Here is a 15,242-nt window from a genome sequence, read left to right on the forward strand (position 1 = left end):
CTCGCGAAAGCGGTGGCTCAGTCAACTATTCGTCGGCTGACACGCCGCCTTCGCGAGCAGGCTCGCTCCCACAGGAGATGTTTGTGAGGGCTGGCATTTATGGCTGTTCCCAGCTCTTGAGTACCGCTCCGCAATACAGCCCCGACAGAGTTTTCATCACCTGAATCACTTCGTGACTGGCCAGGCCGTAGAAAATGTATTTGCCTTCGCGGCGGGTCGCGACCAGGCCTTCATCGCGCAAGATGCCCAGTTGTTGGGACAGCGTCGGCTGGCGTACGCCGGTCATCTTTTCCAGCTCGCCGACGTTGCGTTCGCCCTGGGTCAGTTGACAGAGAATCAACAGACGATCCTCATTGGCCAGGGCTTTGAGCAAGGCGCAGGCTTTGGACGCCGAGGCGCGCAGTTGGGCGACTTCACATTCGGTCAGACTGGATTGCATTTGCACGAGGCCTTGAAGGTCACTTAAGCTGCGAACATTATGTTTTTACATAAACTGTTGCAACCCGAAATTCCTCAGCACAGGTTTCTGCCATGTCCGCCCAGATTGAAGCGTTCCTCGACCCCGCCTCCTCGACCTACAGCTACGTGGTCTATGAAGCCGACGGCGGCCAGTGCGCGATCGTCGACCCGGTGCTTGACTACGATGGCGCTGCCGGGCGCACCGGCACGGCGCAGGCGGACAAGATCATCACCTTCGTCCGTGCGCATCGGCTGCAAGTGCAATGGCTGCTGGAAACCCACGCCCACGCCGACCACTTGTCTGCCGCGCCGTACCTGCGTCGGGAACTGGGCGGCAAGATCGCCATCGGTGAATCGATCAGCAAAGTGCAGAATGTGTTCAAGGCGCTATTCAACCTGGAGCCGGAATTTTGCGTCGATGGCTCGCAGTTCGATCATCTGTTCGCGCCGAACGAGTCGTTCATGATCGGCAATCTCAAGGCCACCGCCCTGCACGTCCCCGGCCATACGCCAGCGGACATGGCGTACCTGATCGACGGCGAACAGATCCTGGTGGGTGACACGCTGTTCATGCCGGACGTTGGCACCGCGCGCTGTGATTTCCCTGGCGGCAATGCGCAGCAATTGTTCAAGTCGATCCAGAAGCTGCTGGCGTTTCCAGCCAGCGTGAAGCTTTACGTCTGCCACGATTACCCGCCCGAAGGCCGCGCCCCACAGTGTCAGACCACTGTCGGCGAACAGCGCAAAAGCAATATTCATGTGCATGACGGGATCGATGAAGCGGCGTTCGTCGAGATGCGCACGACACGTGACGCTGGGTTAGGCATGCCGACGTTGCTGCTGCCGGCGATTCAGGTGAACGTGCGGGCGGGGAATCTGCCGGCACCTGAGGGGAATGGCGTGGTTTACCTGAAGATTCCGCTCAACAAACTCTGACCGCTCTGATTCAGGCGCGGAGCCAACTGATCGTTCCCACGCGCAGCAAAGGAATGCCGCCAGGGACGCTCCGCGTTCCGCCTCAAGAAGTGACGCAGAGCGTCACAGGATGCATTCCCACGCGGAGCGTGGGAACGATCGGCGAATGGAGGAGCTGCCGAAGGCTCGGGCCGCGATCGGACGATCTTTTGATCTTCAGGTTCCCAACGTCAACCCATTGGCCGGCAACGGCAACGCGGTCTTATAACGCACCTGCTTCAGCGCAAAGCTCGAACGAATATTCGCCACCCCCGGCACCTTGGTCAGAAAATCCATCATGAAGCGTTCCAGCGACTGAATGCTCGGCACCAGCACGCGAATCAGATAATCCGGATCACCCGCCATCAGATAGCACTCCATCACCTCAGGCCGATCAGAAATCGCTTCCTCGAAATGCTGCAACGCCTCCTCTACCTGTTTTTCCAGGCTGACGTGAATGAACACGTTCACGTGCAGCCCCAGCAGATCGGCATCCAGCAGCGTGACCTGCTCGCGAATCAAGCCCAATTCTTCCATGGCCTTGACCCGGTTGAAGCACGGCGTCGGCGACAGGTTCACCGAGCGAGCGAGGTCGGCGTTGGTGATGCGCGCGTTCTCCTGAAGGCTGTTGAGAATGCCGATGTCGGTACGGTCCAGTTTGCGCATGAGACAAAACCACCTGTTTTTTATGTTTATGCAGAATTTCTATCTGCAAATGGTCACCAGCGCAACGAAACACAGAGAAATATTCTTCTTGGCCACGCCTATGATTGTTGTAGGACAAGATTTCCTCATCCCGGAATGACTGCCAGCTCACTACAAGAAATTCACAAGATCGAGCGTAGAAGCCATGACCCAAGCGTATGAACCGCTGCGCCTGCACGTCCCTGAACCCTCGGGCCGTCCCGGCTGCAAAACCGATTTTTCCTACCTGCATCTGACCGATGCCGGTACGGTGCGCAAACCTCCCATCGATGTAGAACCTGCCGACACCGCCGACCTCGCCCGTGGCCTTATTCGCGTGCTCGACGATCAGGGCAACGCCCTCGGCCCGTGGGCCGAAAACGTGCCGGTCGAAATCCTGCGCAAAGGCATGCGCGCGATGCTCAAGACGCGCATCTACGACAACCGCATGGTCGTCGCCCAGCGGCAGAAAAAGATGTCGTTCTACATGCAGAGCCTCGGCGAAGAAGCCATCGGCAGCGCCCAGGCGTTGGCGCTGAACATCGACGACATGTGCTTCCCGACCTACCGCCAGCAAAGCATCCTGATGGCCCGCGATGTGCCGCTGGTCGACCTGATCTGCCAACTGCTGTCCAACGAGCGCGATCCGCTCAAGGGCCGCCAGTTGCCGATCATGTACTCGGTCAAGGACGCCGGTTTCTTCACCATATCCGGCAACCTCGCCACCCAATTCATTCAGGGCGTCGGCTGGGGCATGGCCTCGGCGATCAAGGGCGATACGAAAATCGCCTCGGCGTGGATCGGTGACGGCGCCACCGCCGAATCGGACTTCCACACCGCCCTCACCTTCGCCCACGTTTATCGCGCGCCGGTGATCCTCAACGTGGTCAACAACCAGTGGGCGATTTCCACCTTCCAGGCCATCGCCGGCGGTGAAGCCACGACTTTCGCCGGACGCGGCGTCGGTTGCGGCATCGCCTCGCTGCGTGTCGATGGCAACGACTTCTACGCGGTCTACGCCGCTTCCGCTTGGGCTGCCGAACGCGCCCGGCGCAACCTCGGCCCGACCATGATCGAATGGGTCACCTACCGCGCCGGCCCGCACTCGACCTCCGACGACCCATCAAAATACCGCCCTGCCGATGACTGGAGCCACTTCCCGCTCGGCGATCCGATCGCGCGTCTGAAACAGCATCTGATCAAGGTCGGCCACTGGTCGGAGGAAGAGCACAGCGCCGTCAGCGCTGAACTTGAAGCCGAAGTGATTGCCGCGCAGAAACAGGCCGAACAGTACGGCACCCTCGCCGGTGGCCAGATTCCAAGCGCCGCGACCATGTTCGAAGACGTCTACAAAGAGATGCCGGAGCACTTGAAGCGCCAGCGTCAGCAGTTGGGGATCTGACATGAACGATCACAACAACAATATTCAGTTGGAAACCGCCATGACCACGACCACCATGACCATGATCCAGGCCCTGCGCTCGGCCATGGATGTGATGCTTGAGCGTGATGACAACGTCGTCGTGTTCGGTCAGGACGTCGGCTACTTCGGCGGCGTGTTCCGCTGCACCGAAGGCCTGCAGACCAAGTACGGCACCTCGCGGGTGTTCGACGCGCCGATCTCGGAAAGCGGCATCGTCGGGGTGGCCGTGGGCATGGGCGCTTACGGACTGCGGCCGGTCGCCGAAATCCAGTTCGCCGACTACGTCTACCCCGCCTCCGACCAGATCATCTCCGAAGCGGCGCGCCTGCGTTATCGCTCGGCTGGCGAATTCACCGCACCGATGACCCTGCGCATGCCTTGCGGCGGCGGCATCTACGGCGGCCAGACCCACAGCCAGAGCATCGAGGCGATGTTCACTCAGGTCTGCGGTCTGCGCACGGTGATGCCGTCCAACCCGTACGACGCCAAAGGCCTGCTGATCGCCTCCATCGAAAACGATGACCCGGTGATCTTCCTTGAGCCGAAACGCCTGTACAACGGCCCGTTCGATGGCCATCACGACCGCCCGGTGACGCCGTGGTCGAAACACCCGCAAGCCCAGGTGCCGGACGGTTACTACACCGTGCCGCTGGACGTCGCTGCGATCACTCGCCCGGGCAAGGACGTGACCGTGCTGACCTACGGCACCACCGTATACGTCTCGCAAGTCGCTGCCGAAGAATCCGGCGTCGATGCCGAAGTCATCGACCTGCGCAGCCTGTGGCCCCTGGACCTGGAAACCATCGTCAAGTCGGTGAAGAAAACCGGCCGCTGCGTGGTGGTTCACGAAGCCACCCGCACCTGCGGTTTCGGCGCCGAGCTGGTATCGCTGGTGCAGGAGCATTGCTTCCATCACCTGGAAGCGCCGATCGAGCGCGTCACCGGTTGGGACACTCCCTACCCGCACGCGCAGGAGTGGGCGTATTTCCCAGGGCCGTCCCGCGTGGGCGCGGCGTTGAAACGGGTCATGGAGGTCTGAATGGGCACGCACGTTATCAAGATGCCGGACATCGGCGAAGGCATCGCAGAAGTAGAACTGTCGCAGTGGCACGTCAAGGTTGGCGATCTGGTGGTTGAAGATCAGGTGCTGGCGGATGTAATGACCGACAAGGCAATGGTCGATATTCCATCGCCGGTGCACGGGAAAGTGATTGCCCTCGGTGGTCAGCCGGGTGAAGTGATGGCGGTTGGCAGTGTGCTGATCAGCATCGAAGTCGAAGGGGCTGGCAACCTTAAAGAGTCGGCCGCACCCGCGCCCGTCAAAGAAGCACCGGTTGCGCCGAAAGTTGAAGCCGCTGTCGAGAGCAAATCCGCCGCAGCCGCCGCACCACGTCCGGCTGCCGTTTGCCAAGGCCCGATGGTTGCTCGCGAAGCGGATGAACGCCCGCTCGCATCGCCGGCCGTGCGCAAACATGCGCTGGACCTGGGTATTCAATTGCGTCTGGTGCGCGGCAGCGGCCCGGCCGGTCGCGTGTTGCATGAGGATCTTGAGGCCTATCTGGCGCAAGGTCGGTCGAACGCTTCGGCGCCGGCCGCTGCCGCTTATGCCCAGCGCCACGACGAAGAACAGATTCAAGTGATCGGCATGCGCCGCAAGATCGCCCAGCGCATGCAGGACGCCACGCAGCGCGCAGCGCATTTCAGCTATGTCGAAGAAATCGACGTCACCGCGATCGAAGAACTGCGCGCGCACCTGAATGAAAAGCACGGCGCCAGCCGAGGCAAGTTGACCTTGTTGCCGTTCCTCGTTCGCGCGCTGGTGGTGGCCCTGCGCGACTTCCCGCAGATGAACGCCCGTTACGACGACGAAGCGCAAGTCATCACCCGCCTCGGCGCGGTGCATGTCGGCGTCGCCACGCAAAGCGATGTCGGCCTGATGGTGCCCGTCGTGCGTCACGCCGAAGCGCGCAGCCTGTGGGACAGCGCCGCGGAAATTTCGCGTTTGGCCAACGCCGCGCGCAATGGCAAGGCCAGCCGCGATGAGCTGTCCGGTTCGACCATTACGCTCACCAGCCTCGGTGCGCTGGGCGGCATTGTCAGCACGCCGGTGCTGAACCTGCCGGAAGTGGCCATTATCGGCGTGAACAAAATCGTCGAACGGCCAATGGTGGTCAAAGGCCAAGTGGTGATCCGCAAGATGATGAACCTCTCCAGCTCCTTCGATCATCGCGTGGTCGACGGCATGGACGCGGCGCTCTTCATTCAGGCCATTCGTGGCTTGCTCGAACAACCCGCCACCTTGTTTGTGGAGTAAGCCCGAATGCAATCTCTGAACACTACGCTGCTGATCATCGGCGGCGGCCCCGGCGGTTACGTTACCGCGATCCGCGCCGGGCAACTGGGCATCCCGACCATCCTGGTCGAAGGCCAATCGTTGGGCGGCACCTGCCTTAATATCGGCTGCATTCCGTCGAAAGCGCTGATTCATGTGGCTGAGCAGTTTCATCAGACGCAGCATCACAGCCAGCATTCGGCGCTCGGCATCAGCGTTGCCGCGCCGACCCTGGATATCAGCAAAAGTGTGGAGTGGAAGGACGGCATCGTTGATCGCCTGACCACTGGCGTCGCCGCGCTGCTGAAGAAAAACAAGGTTCAGGTCATCAACGGCTGGGCGAAAATCATCGACGGCAAAACCGTGGAAGTCGGCGATACGCGCATCCAGTGCGAACATCTGGTGCTGGCCACCGGCTCGACCAGCGTCAACCTGCCGATCCTGCCGATTGGCGGGCCAATCATCTCCTCCACCGAAGCGCTGGCGCCGACGTCTGTGCCGAAACGCCTGGTCGTGGTCGGCGGTGGTTACATCGGCCTGGAGCTGGGCATCGCCTATCGCAAGCTCGGCGCCGAAGTCAGCGTGGTCGAGGCGCAGGATCGAATTCTTCCGGCTTACGACGCGGAGCTGACACAACCGGTACATGAAGCGCTGAAGCAGCTGGGCGTGAAACTGTACCTCAAGCACAGCGTGCTGGGTTTCGACGGCACGTTGCAGGTGCGCGATCCCGAAGGCGAAACCCTCAATCTGGAAACCGATCAGGTACTGGTCGCGGTCGGACGCAAACCCAATACGCAGGGCTTCAATCTCGAAGCGTTGAATCTGGACATGAACGGTTCGGCTATCAGGATCGACAGCGGTTGCCAGACCAGCATGCGCAACGTCTACGCCATTGGCGACGTGAGCGGCGAACCGATGCTGGCCCACCGCGCCATGGCTCAGGGCGAAATGGTTGCCGAGCTGATCAGTGGCAAGCGCCGCGAATTCAACCCGACCGCCATCGCCGCCGTGTGCTTTACCGACCCGGAACTGGTGGTGGTCGGCAAAACTCCGGACGAGGCCAAGGCTGCGGGGCTGGACTGCATCGTTGCAAGCTTCCCGTTCGCCGCCAACGGCCGCGCAATGACCCTGGAATCGAAAAGCGGCTTCGTCCGCGTGGTCGCACGTCGCGACAATCATTTGATTGTCGGCTGGCAAGCGGTGGGGGTCGGTGTTTCCGAATTGTCGACGTCATTCGCGCAGAGCCTGGAGATGGGCGCGCGCCTGGAAGACATCGGCGGCACCATCCATGCGCACCCAACCTTGGGCGAAGCGGTGCAGGAAGCGGCGTTGCGGGCGCTGGGGCATGCGTTGCATCTGTAAATCCGTCAAATTGATCGTTCCCACGCTCCGCGTGGGAATGCAGCCCGGGACGCTCTGCGTCCCAACAGCCGAACGCGGAGCGTCCGATGAGGCATTCCCACGCAGAGCGTGGGAACGATCAGTCGAGGGAACGATCAGCGGAGCGAATTCCGGCTGCGAAACCGCTCAAGAATGAAGTATTGTTGTGCCCATCCAAAAAAACGTCAGAAGCCTTGAACCGTTTCGGCGGTTGTTCAGTGATAGAGGGTGTCATGGGTAACGAAAGCATCAATTGGGACAAGCTGGGTTTTGACTACATCAAGACCGACAAGCGCTATCTGTCGTACTTTCGCGATGGCGAGTGGGACAAAGGCACCCTGACCGAAGATAACGTCCTGCACATCAGCGAAGGCTCCACCGCCCTTCACTATGGTCAGCAGTGCTTCGAAGGCATGAAGGCCTATCGCTGCAAGGACGGCTCGATCAACCTGTTCCGCCCGGACCAGAACGCCCTGCGCATGCAACGCAGCTGCGCGCGTCTGCTGATGCCGACGGTCGACACCGAGCAGTTCATCGAAGCCTGCAAAGCCGTGGTTCGCGCCAACGAGCGTTTCATCCCGCCGTACGGCACCGGCGGCGCGCTGTACCTGCGCCCGTTCGTGATCGGCGTCGGTGACAACATCGGCGTGCGCACCGCGCCCGAGTTCATCTTTTCGATCTTCTGCATCCCGGTCGGCGCCTACTTCAAGGGCGGCCTGACCCCGCACAACTTCCAGATCTCCAGCTACGACCGCGCGGCCCCGCAAGGCACCGGTGCGGCCAAGGTCGGTGGCAACTACGCCGCCAGCCTGATGCCGGGCTCGAAAGCCAAGAAAGCCAACTTCGCCGACGCGATCTACCTCGATCCGATGACCCACACCAAGATCGAGGAAGTCGGTTCGGCCAACTTCTTCGGGATCACCCACGACAACAAGTTCGTCACCCCGAACTCGCCATCGGTCCTGCCAGGCATCACCCGCCTGTCGCTGATCGAACTGGCGAAATCGCGTCTGGGCCTGGACGTGGTTGAAGGCGACGTGCTGATCGACAAGCTGTCGGACTTCAAGGAAGCCGGTGCCTGCGGTACCGCTGCGGTGATCACGCCGATTGGTGGCATCAGCTACAACGATCACCTGCATGTGTTCCACAGCGAAACCGAGGTAGGCCCGGTAACCCAGCAGCTCTACAAAGAGCTGACTGGCGTGCAGACCGGCGACATCGAAGCGCCAGCGGGCTGGATCGTCAAGGTTTGATCTGACGACTGCTGATGCTCAAAAGCCCTCCACCGAGTGATTGGTGGGGGGCTTTTTTGTAGGGCTGGGCTCTGGTGTCGTATTGAAGAACGTCACCCCCTCACCCCAGCCCTCCCGAAACGTCGGACCGCCCCCAAGGGGGCGAGGGGGAAAGGGAGCCGACTTGTGCGCTTTTCAAAAATCGCGTTCGCCTCGGCCATTCAGGTCGATGGAGTTCGCAAGAACACCTCGGTCGGCTCCCTCTCCCTCCGGGAGAGGGCTGGGGTGAGGGTAGGCTTTTCGCTCTTCAAGGCAATCCGTTTACCAAGTCGATCAGCAATCCCACTCGCCTGCCCATTCTGCTGCTTGCCCATCCGCGCCTGGGTGATCAATCCCGGTATCAACTCGCCCTCCGGCAGATTCTTCCAGAACCGCACCGGCAGATGCCCTTGCATGACCTTCGGGTTCAACCGTGCCGGGTTGAAGATGTGGCTGTAGTAGGTCAACCACAAATCGCCGTGGGGGTCATCGACGTTCTGTGCCAGTTGCTGCCATTCAATCGGGCATTGCCGCTCGTGAATCAACTGCTCACCGTCGTAGTACACACCATCGCGCGGTGTGGCGATCAACCAGCGATGCTGGCCCATGCGACCGATAAAGTGCTCGCTGGCGCTGTGCAGGATGTCATGCGCCGGTTCGTGCCACGCCACGTATTGTGGACCAGGCAGATCCTTCGGCCGCTCGATGAAACGCACGAATGCATGCAGATGATGGGCCTCGCGGCTGACCTGCTTGATGCGCCGCTGCAACTCGCTGCCGAGTTTGTCGCCGGCCATCATCGCCGTGCGGTCGCCGTGACTGACGCGCCATAGCACTTCATACAACAAGCTCCAGCGTTGCTCGCCGCGATAGCGCGCCGCTTGTTCGAGGGTGGCGAGCAGCGTACGGGGAATACGCGCCTGAAACGGCCCCTGCCCTTCGGGCACGTGATCATCACTGGCAAACAGATCGCCAACGCCTTCCGTCGCCCAGCTCACCAGACTTGGATCGATCTCATGGCTGAGCAACCAGCGCGCCTGCTGGCGCCAGGTATCGAACAGATCGTCACAATCGAGACTGATCATCCCCACAACCCCATCTGCTGCGGCATCGGCCGGTCACGCAATTGCTGGTAGAGCATGTGACTGGTGACTTCCGCCTGCTGCGGGTGGTAATCGCTGGTGATGATGAACGGCTTGGCCTTGGCCAGCACACAGCGCATCCGCGCGACGTCTTCGTAACGGATGCGGCGCTGACGGCGCAACTCGACCAGGCGCTCGGTGGTGCGCAAGCCGATGCCCGGGATGCGTGCGATCAACGTCGCGTCAGCACGGTTGAGGTCGAGCGGGAACACTTCGCGATTTTCCAGCGCCCAAGCCAGCTTCGGGTCAATATCGAGCGCCAGATTGCCCGGGCCTTTGAGCAATTCGTCAGCGCTGTAGCCGTAGCTGCGCAGGAGGAAATCAGCCTGATACAAACGGTGCTCACGCATCAGCGGTGGCGCGGCGAGCGGTACGCTTTTCGGGCTGTCGGGGATCGGACTGAATGCCGAGTAATAGACCCGGCGCAAACGGAAGTTGCCATAAAGGGACTGAGCGCTGTGGAGGATGGTGCTGTCGTCGGTGTCATCGGCACCGACGATCAGTTGCGTGCTCTGCCCCGCCGGGGCGAATTTTGCCGAGCGCGGTTCGTTCAATACCGTCTGCACGCCGGTGTAGATGGTGTTCATCGCTTGCTTGATCGAGGTGATGTCCTTCTCCGGCGCCAGTGTCTGCAGGCTGGCATCGGTGGGCAGTTCGATGTTGACGCTGAGGCGATCGGCATAGCGCCCGGCTTCTTCGATCAAAGCGGGATCGGCTTCCGGAATGGTCTTCAAATGGATGTAGCCGCGAAATTCGTGCTCTTCGCGGAGCAACTTGGCGACGCGCACCAGTTGCTCCATGGTGTAGTCCGCCGAGCGAATGATCCCGGAGCTGAGAAACAGGCCGCTGACGCAGTTGCGGCGGTAGAAATCCATGGTCAGCGTCACGACTTCTTCCGGGGTGAAGCGCGCACGTGGCACATCGCTGGAACGGCGGTTGACGCAGTACTGGCAATCGTAAAGACAGAAGTTGGTCAGCAGGATTTTCAGCAACGACACACAGCGCCCGTCCGGCGTGTAGCTGTGGCAAATGCCCATGCCGTCGGTCGAACCGAGCCCGCTCTTGCCCTCGGAGCTGCGCTTGGGCGCACCACTGCTGGCGCAGGAGGCGTCGTACTTGGCGGCGTCGGCGAGGATGCTGAGCTTGTCGATGATTTGCATGGCGCGGGCTCTATACTGTGTGCATATACAGTATAGGCTCGCCCGCCGCGAAACAAGTTGATGGATGACCCCTCGTCGGCTGATCACCTGAATTGCCATCACCCGCGCAACCAGTGGGAGCGAGCCTGCTCGCGAAGAGGCCCTGCCAGTCACCGCAACACAGTGATCAAACCGCCCACTGCAATATCAACCAACTGTTCGCCCCGCTGATCAACACAAACAGCCCCCAGGCCAGCACCCGCGTGGGCCAGCGATTGACGAACGGCCCCATCAACTGCCGGTCGTTGGTCATGCGAATCAGCGGGTACAAGGCAAACGGCAGTTGCAGGCTGAGCACTACCTGGCTCAACACCAGCAGCTTGCCGATAGCGCCATCACCGAGCAGCCATACGCCGATGAACGCCGGAATCAGCGCCAGCCCGCGGGTGATCAAACGCCGCTGCCAGCACGGGATGCGCAGGTTCAGATAGCCCTCCATGATCACCTGCCCGGCGATGGTCCCGGTGAAGGTCGAACTTTGCCCCGACGCGAGCAGTGCCACGCCGAACAGCACACTGGCCAGCGCACCGCCAACCAGTGGGTCGAGCAGGTGATAGGCGTCCTGAATGTCGACCACATCGGTGTGCCCGGACTGGTGAAACGCCGCCGCTGCGAGAATCAGGATCGCCGCGTTGACCAGCAGCGCCAGGGCCAGCGAACCGATGGTGTCGATGCGCGCCAGTTTCACCGCGTCCCGCTTGCTCGCCAAGTCCTTGCCGATCATCCGTGTTTGCACGATCGATGTGTGCAGATACAGGTTATGCGGCATCACTGTGGCGCCGAGGATGCCGATGGCCAGATACAGCGGCGCCGCATCGCTGATCGCGGACAGCGAGGGTTTGAAGCCCAGCGCCACGTCTGGCCAGTACGGTTTGATCAACAACAATTCGACGAAGAAACACACACCGATGGTCGCGACCAGCACCAGCATGATCGCTTCGAGCCGGCGGAATCCCCGGTTCTGCAACGCCAGCACCAGCAGCGTGTCGAAAGCCGTCAGAGCGATGCCGAAGGTCAGCGAGCAACCGAGCAGCAAGTGAAACGCGAGAGCGCAGCCAAGCACTTCGGCGAGGTCGGTGGCGATGATCGAGATTTCCGCCAGCAGCCATTGCAGGCGCGCGGTCGGCGTGCTGTAGCGCTCGCGGGACAACTGCGCCAGATCGCGACCAGTGGCGATGCCCAGCCGCGAACACAGGCACTGCACGACCATGCCGGCCAGACTCGCCAGCAACACGACGAATAAAAGACTGTAGCCAAAACGCGAACCGGCCTCGATCGCGGTCGCCCAGTTGCCCGGATCCATGTAGCCGATCGACACCAGCAAACCGGGACCGGCGAAACGCAGCACACGTTTGAAGAACGAGGCAGTCGGATCGACCGCAACACTGCCGGCCACTTCCGGCGGGCAAAACGGCGCGGTGGCGATTTTGGGCAGGCTGAATTTCACGCACACATCCAGAAACAAAAACGGGAGCCCGGCAGCTTAGTCGTTTCGCCTGATGCCTTGAAGCGCAAAAATCACTGAACCTATGGGTTCACCCCCAACAACTGCTCGCGCAACTCGGGACTGCGTGTTCGCGGATCCAGCCAGATATCGAAAAACGCCTTGGCAAACTGTGGATCCTCAATCTCATGCTGGAGCTTCTGGCCGACAAAAAACCGCGCGCCCTGCCCCGGCAGATACACGCCGGTAATCCGCGTGCCGGCCTGAACGTCGACAAACGATTGCTGCATCTGCTTTTGCCAGCCGGCCAATTGCGCTGAAGTGACCCGAGGACCGGCCAGGCGTTTGATCTCATCGACGCTGGTGCTGACCAGATCGTCTCGCGAAATGTTGCGCCGGTAGATCAGCTCCAGGGCAAACGGCTGGCCGTCCGCCAGAGGCCGCGCGGCACTCCACAAGCGCGCGCTGTAAACATCGAAGCCGAACACGCTGAAATCGCCACTGCCGATGATTTGCGCGCCCGGCACTGCGTCCTGCCAATTGGCCCACGTCGGCGTCAGCAACAGCGTCCATAAACCGATGCCACAACAGCCACGTACGAGCTTGGGTGTTCTGTTCATCGCCGTATCGTCTCCGCTGCATTCTGATGATCAAAGCATAGCTGGATTCGCGCCTGATTTTTTGTATACAAAAATTGCGAACATAGGCAGCAATCTTTAATCGGCAGTGCTAACGTGGCTCATCCTGACCCGATGGAGACACCCGCGTGCTGATCCTCAAACTGCTGCTGATTCCCGGTTTTCTCCTGCTGATTTCCTTGGCGGGCAAACGTTGGGGGCCGAGCGTGGCCGGGTGGCTGTCAGGATTGCCGGTGGTGGTCGGGCCGATTCTGTTCTTTCTGGCGATTGAACAAGGGCCGCAGTTTGCCGCGCAATCGGCGGTGGCGGCGCTGTCGGCAATGTTCGCGATGATCGCTTTCTGCATCACTTATGCGCAGGTGGCGCAGCGGGCGAACTGGCCGTGGGCGTTGACCATTTCACTGGCGGTGTGGGCCGCGCTGGCGACGGTGTTGTCGGTGATTCCGGCGTCCTTGCCGTTCTCGGTGATTGCGGCAGCGGTGGCACTGCTCGCTTCGCCTTATCTGTTCCCTGAGGTGCATCCAATATTGAACGGGCCAGCAGCGAAGTCGGACAAACTGATCTGGCGGATGATCGCCGGTGCGGCGCTGACGCTGGTGGTGACGATGCTCGCCAGCACCGTCGGCGAACGCTGGAGCGGCCTGCTCGCGGTGTTCCCGGTGCTCGGCAGCGTCATGGCGGTGTTCTCGCAACAAACCCGCGGCCCGGCGTTTACCGCTGCGTTATTGCGCGCAACGGCGACCGGCATGTATTCGTTCTCGGCGTTCTGCCTGGTGTCGGCCTTGACGCTGCCGAGCATGGGCCTCAGCGGCTTCGCAGTGGGAGTGGCAGTCTCGGTGGCGATGCTCGGGGTTACCCGGCGTCTGCTGGCGCGGCCAGTGGCCAAGGCGCAAGCGCAATAACCGCCCGGACGAATCGCGCTGGAACGCCCGGCACGCTCCGTGGGATGATCGCCCGCCTCGCGCGACCATTCACCGGAGATTCACATGTCATTGTTGAGCAAAAAAACCCTCGTCCTGATGCTGGCGGCCGTCGCCGGTTTCGCCGCGATCAACGCGCACGCCGCCAAGGAAAAGGTCAAAACCGAGAAGGTTACGCTGCTCGACGGCAAATTCGCCTTCGTCCTGCCCAAAGGCTTTGTCGCCGACCCGCTGCCCGCCAGCCCAAGCGGGGCCAAGGGCACGATGTACACCAACCAGACCACCAAGACCGTGGTCATCGCCGCCGAAAACCAGATCCCCGCAGGCCAGAACGTCAAGGACAACGACGGTGAGTTTCTTGACGGCAGCGTGTCGAGTTTCATCGACGATCAGCGCAAGGCCCTGCCGGACTTCAATAAACTCAGCGAGAAAAGCCTGACCCAGAAAGGTACCGGCCTGGGTCTGCGTCAGGTTGACAGCACCGCCACCCAGGGCGGTGGCCAGACGCTGAACACCACATTGCTGGCCGGCTCGGGGACGAAGATGGCGCTGGTGCAGGTGATTTCCCGCGCCAGTGACAAGAAGGGTCACGATGCCTTGGTCAAAGCCATCGTCAAGGATTGAGCCGCTGCAACCAGCCGTTCAAATCGCGCAATTCGGCCGCACTGATGCTGTGGCCGACGCCCGGATACGCGTGAAACTCGGGCTGGTAATCGAGCTTGTGCAATAGCTCGTTGGCCTCGGTGCCGTGACGGTAAGGCACCGGATCATCAGCGGTGCCGTGGCCGATAAAAATGCTCAGCGGCAGTGGCGCTTGCCCGGGCTTGAGTTCGGCTTTGAGCACCGGCAACAAGCGCCCGCTCAACGCGGCAAACCCGCCCACGACCGCTGGCGCGCGCAGGCCCACTTCGTAACTCATCATCGCGCCCTGGCTGAAGCCGATCAGGTACACCTTGTCCGGCGCGGCGTGATATTTCTTCGCCGCCTGGGCGATAAAGTCGCGCAGCTTCTGGCCGCTGACCTTCAGATCATCGGTCTCGCCGTTGTAGGCGCCTTCACCGTTCTTGCGAAACCACTGGAAACGTCCTTCACCCAACGTCATCGGTGCGCGCACCGACAGGTAGTTGTACTGCGCCGGCAGCTGAAATTTCATGCCGATCAGATCGGCCTCGTTACTGCCGTAACCGTGCAGGAAGATCACCAGCGGACGTGGTTCAGCGTCGGCGTGGACCTGTTCGAGGTATTTGAGCGGCAGGTCGGATTGCAGGGTGGTTTGCGCGTGGACGGCGGTGGATGCGAGCAGGGTCAGCAGGGCGAACAATTTGAGCATTGCAGCGTTCCTTCACAGAGTGTCGGGTTCGCGGGGAGCCTAACATTCTCGGCTGAGGATCCAAAT

14 protein-coding genes and 1 pseudogene are annotated in these 15,242 nt (G+C 61.2%); 8 read left to right on the forward strand and 7 right to left on the reverse strand.

Features of this window, described 5'->3' with window-relative positions; all coding sequences use genetic code 11:
• Positions 1-97: 97 nt before the first annotated feature.
• Entirely contained in the window at positions 98-439 is a 342-nt protein-coding gene (locus V8J63_RS17630; RefSeq protein ID WP_016775194.1) for an ArsR/SmtB family transcription factor, read from the reverse strand.
• 92 nt (positions 440-531) lie between these two features.
• Here V8J63_RS17630 and V8J63_RS17635 point away from each other — a divergent pair, with 92 nt between their 5' ends.
• On the forward strand, positions 532-1,395 hold the full coding sequence (locus V8J63_RS17635; protein WP_197891838.1) for an MBL fold metallo-hydrolase: 864 nt from the start codon (positions 532-534) through the stop codon (positions 1,393-1,395).
• A 195-nt stretch (positions 1,396-1,590) separates the two neighbouring features.
• On the opposite strand, the gene bkdR is transcribed toward V8J63_RS17635, so the two are convergent.
• The gene (gene bkdR / locus V8J63_RS17640) at positions 1,591-2,079 is read right to left on the reverse strand and encodes a Bkd operon transcriptional regulator BkdR (protein ID WP_039762201.1); all 489 of its coding nucleotides are present in this window, start codon (positions 2,077-2,079) and stop codon (positions 1,591-1,593) included.
• A gap of 184 nt (positions 2,080-2,263) precedes the next feature.
• Between bkdR and V8J63_RS17645 the strand changes: the two genes are divergently transcribed.
• The 5 genes from V8J63_RS17645 (at position 2,264) to V8J63_RS17665 (ending at position 8,485) form a co-directional block, all read left to right on the forward strand.
• Positions 2,264-3,499: a 3-methyl-2-oxobutanoate dehydrogenase (2-methylpropanoyl-transferring) subunit alpha gene (locus V8J63_RS17645; protein WP_130888718.1), complete on the forward strand. Its 1,236-nt coding sequence runs from the start codon at positions 2,264-2,266 to the stop codon at positions 3,497-3,499.
• 1 nt (position 3,500) lies between these two features.
• Positions 3,501-4,559 (forward strand): alpha-ketoacid dehydrogenase subunit beta, encoded by a 1,059-nt coding sequence (locus tag V8J63_RS17650; RefSeq protein WP_003224000.1) that lies wholly within the window; start codon positions 3,501-3,503, stop codon positions 4,557-4,559.
• Entirely contained in the window at positions 4,560-5,834 is a 1,275-nt protein-coding gene (locus tag V8J63_RS17655; RefSeq protein WP_130888717.1) for a dihydrolipoamide acetyltransferase family protein, read from the forward strand.
• 6 nt (positions 5,835-5,840) lie between these two features.
• Positions 5,841-7,214, forward strand: a complete 1,374-nt coding sequence (gene lpdA / locus V8J63_RS17660) for a dihydrolipoyl dehydrogenase (protein ID WP_130926679.1) — start codon at positions 5,841-5,843, stop codon at positions 7,212-7,214.
• Positions 7,215-7,465: 251 nt separating this feature from the next.
• Positions 7,466-8,485, forward strand: coding sequence for a branched-chain amino acid aminotransferase (locus V8J63_RS17665; RefSeq protein WP_125927687.1), 1,020 nt, complete (start codon positions 7,466-7,468; stop codon positions 8,483-8,485).
• Between the two features lie 284 nt (positions 8,486-8,769).
• Here the strand turns inward: V8J63_RS17665 and V8J63_RS17670 are convergent.
• The 4 genes and pseudogenes from V8J63_RS17670 to V8J63_RS17685 all read right to left on the reverse strand — a co-directional run.
• Positions 8,770-9,588, reverse strand: a pseudogene (locus V8J63_RS17670) (TIGR03915 family putative DNA repair protein); the annotation flags it as partial.
• On the reverse strand, positions 9,585-10,805 hold the full coding sequence (locus V8J63_RS17675) for a putative DNA modification/repair radical SAM protein (protein WP_024013352.1): 1,221 nt from the start codon (positions 10,803-10,805) through the stop codon (positions 9,585-9,587). The pseudogene V8J63_RS17670 and the gene V8J63_RS17675, both read right to left, overlap by 4 nt.
• A 166-nt stretch (positions 10,806-10,971) precedes the next feature.
• Complete coding sequence (locus V8J63_RS17680; protein WP_241663507.1) at positions 10,972-12,240, reverse strand: Nramp family divalent metal transporter; 1,269 nt, start codon at positions 12,238-12,240, stop codon at positions 10,972-10,974.
• A 131-nt stretch (positions 12,241-12,371) separates the two neighbouring features.
• Positions 12,372-12,908, reverse strand: coding sequence for a chalcone isomerase family protein (locus V8J63_RS17685; RefSeq protein ID WP_130927324.1), 537 nt, complete (start codon positions 12,906-12,908; stop codon positions 12,372-12,374).
• Positions 12,909-13,054: 146 nt separating this feature from the next.
• On the opposite strand from V8J63_RS17685, the gene V8J63_RS17690 reads away from it, so the two are divergent.
• Together V8J63_RS17690 and V8J63_RS17695 are read left to right on the forward strand one after the other, a co-directional pair.
• Positions 13,055-13,828 (forward strand): hypothetical protein, encoded by a 774-nt coding sequence (locus V8J63_RS17690; RefSeq protein ID WP_336464416.1) that lies wholly within the window; start codon positions 13,055-13,057, stop codon positions 13,826-13,828.
• 84 nt (positions 13,829-13,912) lie between these two features.
• Positions 13,913-14,470, forward strand: coding sequence for a hypothetical protein (locus V8J63_RS17695; RefSeq protein WP_336464417.1), 558 nt, complete (start codon positions 13,913-13,915; stop codon positions 14,468-14,470).
• Here the strand turns inward: V8J63_RS17695 and V8J63_RS17700 are convergent.
• Entirely contained in the window at positions 14,460-15,176 is a 717-nt protein-coding gene (locus V8J63_RS17700; RefSeq protein ID WP_336464418.1) for an alpha/beta hydrolase, read from the reverse strand. The genes V8J63_RS17695 and V8J63_RS17700 overlap by 11 nt on opposite strands.
• Positions 15,177-15,242 lie beyond the last annotated feature (66 nt).

Origin of the sequence: Pseudomonas sp. CCNWLW23 (genome assembly GCF_037095675.1) — a bacterium.
Taxonomy (GTDB): domain Bacteria; phylum Pseudomonadota; class Gammaproteobacteria; order Pseudomonadales; family Pseudomonadaceae; genus Aquipseudomonas; species Aquipseudomonas atacamensis.

Excerpts from the sequence above, each read along its gene's own strand:
- V8J63_RS17650 (WP_003224000.1), top strand. The coding sequence starts at position 3,501 with ATGAACGATCACAACAACAATATTCAGTTGGAAACCGCCATGACCACG.
- lpdA (WP_130926679.1), top strand. The coding sequence starts at position 5,841 with ATGCAATCTCTGAACACTACGCTGCTGATCATCGGCGGCGGCCCCGGC.
- V8J63_RS17630 (WP_016775194.1), bottom strand. The coding sequence starts at position 439 with ATGCAATCCAGTCTGACCGAATGTGAAGTCGCCCAACTGCGCGCCTCG.
- V8J63_RS17665 (WP_125927687.1), top strand. The coding sequence starts at position 7,466 with ATGGGTAACGAAAGCATCAATTGGGACAAGCTGGGTTTTGACTACATC.
- V8J63_RS17645 (WP_130888718.1), top strand. The coding sequence starts at position 2,264 with ATGACCCAAGCGTATGAACCGCTGCGCCTGCACGTCCCTGAACCCTCG.
- V8J63_RS17700 (WP_336464418.1), bottom strand. The coding sequence starts at position 15,176 with ATGCTCAAATTGTTCGCCCTGCTGACCCTGCTCGCATCCACCGCCGTC.
- V8J63_RS17685 (WP_130927324.1), bottom strand. The coding sequence starts at position 12,908 with ATGAACAGAACACCCAAGCTCGTACGTGGCTGTTGTGGCATCGGTTTA.
- V8J63_RS17695 (WP_336464417.1), top strand. The coding sequence starts at position 13,913 with ATGTCATTGTTGAGCAAAAAAACCCTCGTCCTGATGCTGGCGGCCGTC.
- bkdR (WP_039762201.1), bottom strand. The coding sequence starts at position 2,079 with ATGCGCAAACTGGACCGTACCGACATCGGCATTCTCAACAGCCTTCAG.
- V8J63_RS17675 (WP_024013352.1), bottom strand. The coding sequence starts at position 10,805 with ATGCAAATCATCGACAAGCTCAGCATCCTCGCCGACGCCGCCAAGTAC.
- V8J63_RS17655 (WP_130888717.1), top strand. The coding sequence starts at position 4,560 with ATGGGCACGCACGTTATCAAGATGCCGGACATCGGCGAAGGCATCGCA.
- V8J63_RS17635 (WP_197891838.1), top strand. The coding sequence starts at position 532 with ATGTCCGCCCAGATTGAAGCGTTCCTCGACCCCGCCTCCTCGACCTAC.